The following is a 9,748-nucleotide window of genomic DNA, read 5'->3' as shown; positions in this document are numbered from 1 at the left end:
TTGGCACTTCTCACCAAACGCCCACGCTTATCGGCTGTATGTTTTTAATGATCTTCAAGCCTCTCTTGTGCCTGAACCTGCTCCACCGTGATCAGCGAAGCCTTGTATTATGACACAGGTTTGTGTGGCCAGCAAGAAGATCCCAAATATTTTGTGTCAGGCACGGGGGCACGTGCAGCGGATGGCGACGCCAACCTGGTCTAAATCATGGGATCGCCCGCTGCACAAGCATGCCGAGCAACACGACTTGCAATGACAGACCACACGTGACGCTTAAAAGTATCGTCTGCATTTCCCCACTGAACGATTTCATCCAGCGTGCGCAGACAACCCTGACATAAACCGATATCCGGATCCATCAGACATACCGACATACAAGGCGTCGGTATGGCATGCCCCCGTTTTTGAGCGCGCTCTTCCACCAACTTGGCAGCGGACGCCAAAAATACCATGGCCTTTGCATTCAATGTCATGACAGCACTTGCTCCGATACATCGACAAATGGTGCGCCCGTCAAACGTCCCAGATCGTCAGGATTCAACCTAAAAACACCGTGTGGATGTCCGGCCGCAGCCCATATCTCGCCGAAACGCAACAAATCTCGATCAATCAACGTTACCGGCGCCATGGTGTGCCCAACTGGTGCCACACCACCAATCGAAAAACCAGTGCTCGCCTTGACGAAGTCAGCATCCGCTCGCCCGAGTTTGTACCCTTGCGGGCAAATGAGAGCCTGCACCTTCTTCTCGTCAACACGGCGATCTCCAGAGGTGATCACCAGCACCGCCATTGCGTCAGGCTTGCGCTTGAAAATGATGCTCTTGGCGATTTGTCCCAGTTCGATGCCCAGTGCATCGGCCGCCTGCTGGGCCGTACGGGCCGCCTCATCAAGCATCATGGGAGCGTGCCCGTGACCGTTCGCCTGCAAAACCTGGGCCACACGCCGTACACCCTCCGGCAACGCGTGAAATTGTTCCGGCAACATCAGGCCAACCGTTGATTCAGCAACGCTGGGGCGACACGCGAGTTGCCATGACGCCCCAGAAAATCACTGATGAACTGACCGGCGTCGATCAGTCGATTCAAATCAACACCCGTTTCAATGCCCATCCCTTGCAACAGATACAAAACATCTTCGGTTGCGACATTGCCAGTTGCGCCCTTCGCATAGGGGCAACCGCCCAAACCAGCGACCGAAGCATCAAACTGCCAAACCCCCATCTGCAAACAGATCAGCGTGTTCGCCAACGCCTGCCCATAGGTATCGTGAAAGTGCCCCGACACCGCGTTGATATCGAAATGCTGCAGTGTGGCCTCGACGGCCTTCTGCACTTTGAGCGGTGTCCCCACACCGATCGTATCGGCCACACCCACATGCTGCACCCCGATCGACTTCATCAAACCGGCAAGATAACCCACACGCTGCGGGGACACCTCCCCTTCGTACGGACATCCCACGGTACAACTCATTGCACCACGAACATGGATACCCGCTGCACGCGCTGCAGCGACCACCGGTGCAAAACGCGCAATGCTCTCGGCGATGCTGCAGTTGATATTCCTTTGGCTGAAGGCTTCGCTGGCCGCGCCAAAAACCACAATTTCGTCAGGTTTTGACACCAAAGCGGCCTCAAAACCCTGCAAATTGGGCGTCAAAACCGAATAACACACACCGGCATCACGTTCAATACCAGCCATCACCTCGGCGTTGTCTGCCATTTGGGGAACCCATTTGGGACTGACAAAACTGGTGACCTCAATGTTTCGAAGCCCGGCCGACTGAAGTCGGTGCACAAGTTCGATCTTGACGGCCGCAGGCACCGCCTGCTTTTCATTTTGCAGGCCGTCGCGCGGGCCAACTTCAACAAGTTTGACAAAATCCGGCAATGCCATGGTGAGCTCTCACAAAAGGAAAACAAAAACAACTCTCGGCTCCATCCATCACCTGATCGCAAGCGCCGGGGAGCAGTGCGATACTTGCTTGAAAAAATGACGACATCGCCGCGTTGAAAGACGCACATTCTACGGACTGCACCATGGACAACGTCAACGTCAAACGCCGACTTACCTGTATTCTGGCCGCGGACGCCGTTGGCTACAGCAAGCAGATGGGTCAGGACGAAGAAGGCACCATTCAGGTGCTGTCAGCACATCGCTCCATCATTGACGGCATCATCACCTTTCACCACGGGCGCATCGTCAGCACCGCCGGGGATTCGGTGCTGGCTGAATTTTCCAGCGCCGTGGAAGCCGTGCGTTGCGCAGTTGAAATCCAGGATGCCCTCAAAACCCGCAACGACGCACTGCCCGATGTGCGCAAGATGCTGTTTCGGGTTGGCGTCAATCTGGGCGATGTGGTGGTCAAAAACGAGGACCTGCTGGGGGACGGCGTCAACGTCGCAGCACGACTGGAAACCATGGCAGAGCCGGGCGGAATTTGTATTGCAGCATCGGTGTACGAGCAGATCACTGGCAAGCTGGACCTGGGGTTTCAGGATATCGGGGAGCAAAACCTCAAAAATATCTCGCGACCGGTCCGTGTCTATCGCGTCGGTGGTGCCACGGCCCCGCTGCGCCAGGCAGTCAGCACCACGCCCGTGGTTGACCGCTCCCAACGCAGCAAGTGGCCCCTGTGGGCAGCTGGCGTCGTCGGCGCTGCAAGCTTGGCGGGGCTTGTCGCATGGCAAACCAGTGGCACCAGTGCCTTGACGGCGACCAACGCCACCCCCGCGACTTCAATGACCGTCAACCCGGCAAACACAGCGCAGGCGCTGGCACAAGCCGAGGCACAACGTTTGCGCGACGAAGCTCAAACCCTGCGGCTACAGGCTCAAGCCGAGCTTGACCGCGCCCAAGCACAGGCACTTGCAGCACAGGCAGCCAAGTTGCGGGAAGCTACACCGACTTTGACCCAGACAGCCCCAAAAACTCCACCAGCGGCACCGCAGAAGCAGATTTCAACCAACCCAAAAGCAGCCACCGTTGCGCCCAACGATGCACCCAAGCCAGCAGGCCACCAACCCAACCCGGCACGATTTGATGGCTCCTGGCATATGATGATCAATTGCCAGCGCCCCTCAGGAGCCGCCGCCGAACAAAGCCTGGATGTGTTGGTCAACGTCCGACAGGGTGTTCTACACGGCGAGAGCGGGCAACAGGGAGAACCCGGCTGGCGTCAGATCCACGGCCAGATCCAGCCAGATGGTCAAGCCACTCTCGTCGCCTCCATCATTCCGGCCGAAACTGCGCGACGGCGGCGCAACGCCAGCGTCCACCGCTTCGAGTTCCCGGCGACGTTTCACGAAGCCAGCGGCAGTGGGTAAATCGAGCAACCCAGGGCTTGCACGGTTAGATTCGCCAGGGCATAACACGGCGAGGACGGTGCTCAATATCCTCGCAGAACGTCGACCAGACCGGCCACGCGCTCACCACGCTCCATGGCCTGAATTTTGGCGGCAATCTGGGCAATACTGGCATCACGCAAGGTGCGCGCGGAGGTGTGCGGTGTGATAGTGATGGCGCGATGGCGCCAGAATGGATGGTCACTGGGCAAAGGTTCCGTGCGAAATACGTCAAGCGTCGCACCATCGAGTTGACCACTGTCGAGCAAAGTCAACAAGTCTTCATCCACCAGATGGGCACCTCTGGCCACATTGATCAGATAGGCACCTGATTGCAGCTGGCCCAAGGTATGCCGGTTCAGGATATTGACCGTGTCCGGTGTGAGCGGCAGCAGATTGACCAGAACCCGGCACGATGCCAAAAAGTCATTGAGCTGCGACAGACCGTGATAGGTCTGCACCCCCTCCTGAACTTTGGGCAAGCGGCTCCACCCCCGCACCGGAAACTCAAAATGCCGCAAGGCATGCGCCACCCGCGAGCCCAGCACACCCAGTCCCATCACGCCAACCGCGAAATCTGCGCGCTGCTGGGGGCGCTGAAATGTCCACTGGCCCCGGTCAATATCCTGGGCATAGACGTCCAGCTGCCGAAAATACCGGATCACCGCCTGGCAAACGTACTCGGCCATTTGCACCGCCATGCCGGCGTCGTCCAGACGCACCACCAGCGCGGATGCAGGCAGACGCAGGGCCAACAAGGCATCGACCCCGGCACCGATGTTGAATACACCGCGAAGTTGCGGCTGCTGGTCAAAAAACTCCTGCGGTGGCGCCCACACCACCGCATGGTCAGCGCAGGTGCCACCTGGTTCCCACAACAACACCTCGGCGCCGGGCAGCGCCGCCGTCAGTCCGGCCAGCCAGGGCTCGGGATCTGTATTGCGACAACAAAATACAATTTTCACGGCAGCTCAATCTAACTATATCAATAGCAACAAAGTACCGTGCGGTATGCGGTAGATGCTGAAATCGTGCAAATTTTCGTGCTCACGCGGCGTTCGCAGCCAACGTCAGCAATTCGGCACCCTCGACCACCTGGTCACCCGGCGCGTACAACAACTCTGCCACCACACCATCGACCGGCGCAGCAATGGTGTGCTCCATTTTCATCGCTTCCAGCACCGCCAGGGCTTGACCTTTCACCACACTGTCACCCGGCTGAACCGCAAATGACACCACCTTGCCCGGCATGGGTGCGGTCAAACGTCCCCCTTCAGCATGCACCTCGCCAGCGTGGGCAAGCAGGTCCACGGCAATGATTTGTGTGGCACCTTGTGCACAGTGAATATGGGCCAGCTCACCTTTTCGATACACATTAACGAGACAACGCTGACCGGCAAATTGCAAGTCAATGCCCTGTGGCGTGCTGGCGAAAGTCAGCACTCCCACCGTATCAGCCACGGCAAGCTGCAAGCTCCCGTCATGCAAGTAACGCAAGCTTGCCTGTACCGGCTCACCCGCAAACTCAAACGCAAACTGCCGACTGAAAGTGCCATGACTGCGCCAGCCATCGGTCTGACTGAAAGGATCTGTCGTCTGGCTGGCACGCTCGTCCAGCAATGTTTGTGCAACGTCAGCGGCAGCGGCCAATGCCAGGCCCACCGGCTGCTGGTGAAACAGCACAGCTGCCTCACGCGCAATCAGACCCGTATCCAGCTGAGCATTGGCAAACGATGCGCTGCGCACCACCTGGCGCAAAAACTGCACATTGGTCGCCAGTCCGGTGATGTGGGTTGACGCCAGCGCGAGGTCCAGCCGGGCCAGCGCCTGCTCTCGGGTATCACCATGCACAATGAGTTTGGCAATCATCGAGTCGTAGTATGGGCTGATCACGTCGCCCTGACGCACACCATCGTCGATGCGCACCGCGACCCCATCCCGCGCCCGGCGGCCATGACCCACGTTGACCGGCGCCTCAAAGGCCACATGCTGCGGTTTCGCGTAGACATCAAGCCGGCCGGTTGCCGGCAAAAAATGGTTGTCGGGGTTCTCCGCGCAAATGCGCGCCTCGATGGCATGACCGACGATCCTGAGCTGGTCCTGGCGCAGCGGCAGCGGCTGACCCGCCGCCACCCGGAACTGCCACTCCACCAGATCCAGGCCGGTGATCGCCTCGGTCACCGGATGCTCCACCTGCAGCCGGGTATTCATCTCCATAAAGAAAAACGTCAAGTGGCTCAGGCGGGTACCGTCGGCCTGCAGTTGCTCACGCTGCTCCACGATGAACTCGACCGTGCCCGCACCCACATAAGCCACCGCGCGCGCCGCCGCCACCGCCGCCTCACCCATCTGACGGCGCAAGTCTTCCGTCAAGCCAGGAGCCGGTGCCTCCTCCAGCACTTTTTGATGCCGACGCTGAACCGAACAGTCGCGCTCAAACAAATACACGTAGTTGCCTTGCGTGTCGCCAAACACCTGAATTTCAATGTGCCGCGGTCGCTGCACACACTTTTCGATCAACACCACATCCGAGCCAAAACTGTTGATGGCTTCGCGCTTGCAGGAGTCGAGCGCAGCCATGAAGTCCTGCGCGCGTTCGACCACCCGCATGCCCTTGCCACCGCCGCCAGCGCTGGCTTTGATCAGGACCGGGTAAGTCAATTGACCCGCCTCACGTTGCAACAGTGCCGGATCCTGATCGGCACCGTGGTAACCGGGTACCAGCGGCACACCCGCCTGCGCCATCAACTGCTTGGACTCGGCCTTCAAACCCATGGCCTGAATGGCCGACGCCGGAGGGCCAATAAAAACCAGACCCGCAGCGCTACAGGCCCGGGCAAAGTCTTCGTTCTCGCTTAAAAACCCATACCCAGGGTGAATCGCCTGCGCGCCCGTGCGGCGGGCTGCCTCGATGATGCGCTCCCAACGCAGGTAGCTGTCTTTGGGTGCGCTGCCGCCAATATGAACCGACTCGTCACACGCTGCCACATGTTTGGCGCTGGCGTCGGCGTCCGAGTACACGGCCACCGTGCGAATTCCCATGCGCCGCGCCGTGGCGGCGACACGACACGCAATCTCGCCCCGATTCGCGATCAAAATCTTGTGAAACATTCAAACCACCTTTTGTGAACTGTCAAAAAGCGCGACAAAGCGACGAAACACCTGGCGCAAAAATCGAAACAGGGACACCGTCACGATCCCCATCACCACCACCGTAACCGTCAGCACCACACCAAACAACAAGGGATGCGTGCTCGCCAGCCAAACTGCACCCAGCACCAGACCATCTTCCAGCAGGCTGGCCAGGATATTGGTGAACGGCTCGGGCGAGGTGTTGATGGCCGCACGCGTGGTCATTTTGGCCGCCTGACTGGTCGCCGCCAGCGACCCACCCAGCAGCGCCGCTACCAAACCCATGGTGGCGCTGTCTGCCCCGAGTGCGCCAGCGGCCAGTGCGGCTCCTGCGGGGATGCGAATCACGCTGTGCAACAGGTCCCAGATGGCATCCAGCCCCGCAATCTTGTCAGCAAAGAACTCCACCGAAAGCATGAATCCGCTGGCCATGAGCAGCGCCGGATGCTGCAGTATCAACAGCCCCGCAGGCAACACGATCCATCCAGCGGCACCCGCCAGACCCACCAGAAACACCACTGCGTACAACCTGAAGCCGCTGGCCCAACCCAGTGCAGCGGCCAGCGCGAGAAGACTGGGCAAGTCCATCTTCCCGGTCACCTGCGTGACCATCGGCCCGGCCTGACCCAGCAGTCCGTCGCCCAATGCCAGCCCCAGCGACTGCAGCCATGCCAACAGACTTTGCCAGAGCGTGTCCATCGCCGTCATGCGTCCATCGGTCAACGCAAGAGCCACGAGGGCTTGCGTTTTTGCAAGAAGGATTGCACACCCTCCTTGCCCTCGGCACTGGCGCGGATGCTGGCAATGCCTTCCACTGTGTGGGACAGCAAGGACGCATCGATGTCTTGCCCTGCCACCCGCTGCAACAGGGTTTTGCATTCTTTGATCGCGTTGGGGCTGGCGCTGACCAGGGCTTGCGTCAATTCTTCGACCCGGGCGTCGAGCTGCGCCTGGCCCACCACCGCGTGGACAAAGCCGATGCGCAGGGCCTCGGCGGCATCAAAACGCTCCGCGGTCAAAAAATAACGGTGTGCGGCCCGTGCTCCCATGGCGCGGATCACATAGGGGCTGATGGTGGCCGGGTACAGCCCCAGCTTGACTTCGCTCAGGCAATAGTTGGCGCTATCAAGGCTGATCGCCATATCGCACGCTGCCACCAACCCCATGCCACCGGCATAAACATCACCCTGGATGCGTGCCACGGTGGGTTTGGGGCAGGTGTAAATCACGCGCAGCATGTCGGCCAGTTGCGCGGCATCGGCCAGGTTTTCGGCCTGGGTGTAGTCGGCCATGCGGCGCATCCAGTTCAGGTCGGCTCCGGCACAAAAAGCCGGGCCGTCCGCGGCGAGGACGATGGCGCGCACCTGGCGGTCCTGACCCAGCTGGGTGAAGGCTTGTGTCAGTTCAGCAATCACTTCGTCGTTGAAGGCGTTACGGACTTCGGGGCGGTTCAGGGTAACGGTCGCGACGGCGCTGGTTTCGATCTTCAAGGTGCTCATGGGGGTAGTCTCTTGCGGCTGATGCCGATCACATCCGGAACAAGCCAAATTTGGTGTCTTCAACCGGTGCGTTGCGACTGGCGCTCAATCCCAAAGCGAGCACGCGGCGGGTGTCCGCCGGGTCGATGATGCCGTCGTCCCACAGGCGTGCCGTGGCGTAGTAGGGGTGCCCTTGTTCTTCGTACTGGCGGCGAATCGGCGCTTTGAAGGCCTCTTCCTCTTCCATGCTCCAGGTGCCACCTTTGAGTTCAATGCCGTCGCGGCGCACCGTGGCCAGCACGCTGGCGGCCTGCTCACCACCCATCACACTGATGCGTGCGTTGGGCCACATCCACAAAAAGCGCGGGCTGAACGCGCGGCCGCACATGCCGTAGTTGCCAGCGCCAAAACTGCCACCGATGATGATGGTGAATTTGGGCACCGCGGCCGTCGCCACGGCGGTGACCATCTTGGCCCCGTTGCGGGCGATGCCTTCGTTCTCGTACTTGCGCCCGACCATGAAGCCGGTGATGTTCTGCAAGAACACCAGCGGGATCTTGCGCTGACAGCATAGTTCGATGAAGTGCGTGCCCTTGAGCGCCGACTCACTGAACAGAATGCCGTTGTTGGCAACAATGCCCACTGCCATACCCTCAATGCGTGCAAAACCGCACACCAGGGTGGTACCAAAGCGCGCCTTGAACTCGTCAAAGTCGGAGTCGTCCACGATGCGGGCAATGATTTCGCGCACGTCAAACGGTTTGCGGGTATCAACCGGGATCACGCCGTACAACTCATTTGCTGCATATCTAGGAGCTATTGGAATATGATCTGATTGCGCTTGAGGCTTATTTTTATACAAATTCTTGACCGACTGCCGGGCCAATGCCAAAGCGTGCATGTCGTTCTGGGCCAGGTGGTCAGCCACACCCGACAGGCGCGTGTGCACGTCGCCACCGCCCAGATCTTCGGCGGTGACGACCTCGCCGGTGGCCGCCTTGACCAGCGGCGGGCCGCCCAGAAAGATGGTGCCCTGATTTTTGACGATGATCGCCTCGTCACTCATGGCCGGCACATAGGCACCGCCCGCCGTGCAACTGCCCATGACCACGGCAATCTGCGCGATACCTTGCGCACTCATGGTGGCCTGGTTGAAAAAGATGCGGCCAAAGTGGTCACGGTCCGGAAACACATCGTCCTGATTGGGCAGGTTGGCCCCGCCTGAGTCCACCAGATAGATGCACGGCAAGCGATTCTGCTGGGCAATCTCCTGCGCGCGCAAGTGCTTTTTCACCGTCATGGGGTAATAGGTGCCACCTTTGACGGTGGCGTCGTTGCAGACGATCATGCAGTCCACCCCGCTCACGCGGCCAACGCCAGCCACGATGCCGGCACCCGGCGCACTGTCGGTGCCATCACGGTCCGGGTACATACCCAATGCGGCCAGTGGGGAAAGCTCCAGAAAAGGTGTGCCCGGATCCAGCAGTGTCTGCACCCGCTCGCGCGGCAGCAGCTTGCCGCGTGCCGCGTGTTTGGCACGGGCCGCTTCACCGCCACCCATCTCGACCTGTGTCACCTGCGCATTCAGGTCATCCACCAGGCCACGCATGGCGGCAGCGTTGTGCAAGAAATCCGCAGAGCGGGCGTTGAGTTGGGTCTCCAGAACGGGCATGGCATTCTTTCTAAAGGTCGGCGCAGTCGATAGACAGGTCAATGATCGATTGTGCAGCGCCAATGTTAGAGCGGCAAGCACAACCGTCAGCGCCAACCAAGTTGCAAATCACGCCAACTTGAAGG

Annotated in this window: 9 protein-coding genes; 1 reads left to right on the top strand and 8 read right to left on the bottom strand. The window is 59.8% G+C overall.

Annotated features, from left to right (window positions below):
* Nucleotides 1-200: 200 nt before the first annotated feature.
* The 3 genes from KBF66_RS01230 to KBF66_RS01220 are packed head-to-tail and all read right to left on the bottom strand — an operon-like array spanning nt 201 to nt 1,893.
* Nucleotides 201-473, bottom strand: coding sequence for a DUF1289 domain-containing protein (locus KBF66_RS01230; RefSeq protein ID WP_296650825.1), 273 nt, complete (start codon nt 471-473; stop codon nt 201-203).
* Nucleotides 470-985, bottom strand: coding sequence for a YbaK/EbsC family protein (locus KBF66_RS01225; protein ID WP_296650821.1), 516 nt, complete (start codon nt 983-985; stop codon nt 470-472). The genes KBF66_RS01230 and KBF66_RS01225 overlap by 4 nt, the downstream gene beginning before the upstream one ends.
* Entirely contained in the window at nt 985-1,893 is a 909-nt protein-coding gene (locus KBF66_RS01220; RefSeq protein ID WP_296650816.1) for a hydroxymethylglutaryl-CoA lyase, read from the bottom strand. Before KBF66_RS01220 ends, KBF66_RS01225 begins: the two co-directional genes overlap by 1 nt.
* A 143-nt stretch (nt 1,894-2,036) precedes the next feature.
* Between KBF66_RS01220 and KBF66_RS01215 the strand changes: the two genes are divergently transcribed.
* Nucleotides 2,037-3,323, top strand: a complete 1,287-nt coding sequence (locus tag KBF66_RS01215; RefSeq protein ID WP_296650813.1) for an adenylate/guanylate cyclase domain-containing protein — start codon at nt 2,037-2,039, stop codon at nt 3,321-3,323.
* A gap of 62 nt (nt 3,324-3,385) precedes the next feature.
* On the opposite strand, the gene KBF66_RS01210 is transcribed toward KBF66_RS01215, so the two are convergent.
* The 5 genes from KBF66_RS01210 to KBF66_RS01190 all read right to left on the bottom strand — a co-directional run bounded on the left by KBF66_RS01210 (nt 3,386) and on the right by KBF66_RS01190 (nt 9,623).
* Complete coding sequence (locus KBF66_RS01210; protein ID WP_296650810.1) at nt 3,386-4,306, bottom strand: glyoxylate/hydroxypyruvate reductase A; 921 nt, start codon at nt 4,304-4,306, stop codon at nt 3,386-3,388.
* A gap of 82 nt (nt 4,307-4,388) precedes the next feature.
* The gene (locus KBF66_RS01205; protein ID WP_296650807.1) at nt 4,389-6,452 is read right to left on the bottom strand and encodes an acetyl/propionyl/methylcrotonyl-CoA carboxylase subunit alpha; all 2,064 of its coding nucleotides are present in this window, start codon (nt 6,450-6,452) and stop codon (nt 4,389-4,391) included.
* Entirely contained in the window at nt 6,453-7,172 is a 720-nt protein-coding gene (locus KBF66_RS01200; RefSeq protein ID WP_296650836.1) for a DUF4126 domain-containing protein, read from the bottom strand.
* A 20-nt stretch (nt 7,173-7,192) separates the two neighbouring features.
* Complete coding sequence (locus tag KBF66_RS01195; protein WP_296650804.1) at nt 7,193-7,972, bottom strand: enoyl-CoA hydratase/isomerase family protein; 780 nt, start codon at nt 7,970-7,972, stop codon at nt 7,193-7,195.
* 28 nt (nt 7,973-8,000) lie between these two features.
* Nucleotides 8,001-9,623: a carboxyl transferase domain-containing protein gene (locus KBF66_RS01190; protein WP_296650801.1), complete on the bottom strand. Its 1,623-nt coding sequence runs from the start codon at nt 9,621-9,623 to the stop codon at nt 8,001-8,003.
* Between the last annotated feature and the right edge of the window lie 125 nt (nt 9,624-9,748).

It is taken from the genome of Rhodoferax sp. (assembly GCF_018063565.1).
GTDB lineage: Bacteria > Pseudomonadota > Gammaproteobacteria > Burkholderiales > Burkholderiaceae_C > Rhodoferax.
Note: the sequence above shows the minus strand (reverse complement) of the source record. Positions and strands in the feature narration are given on the sequence as shown.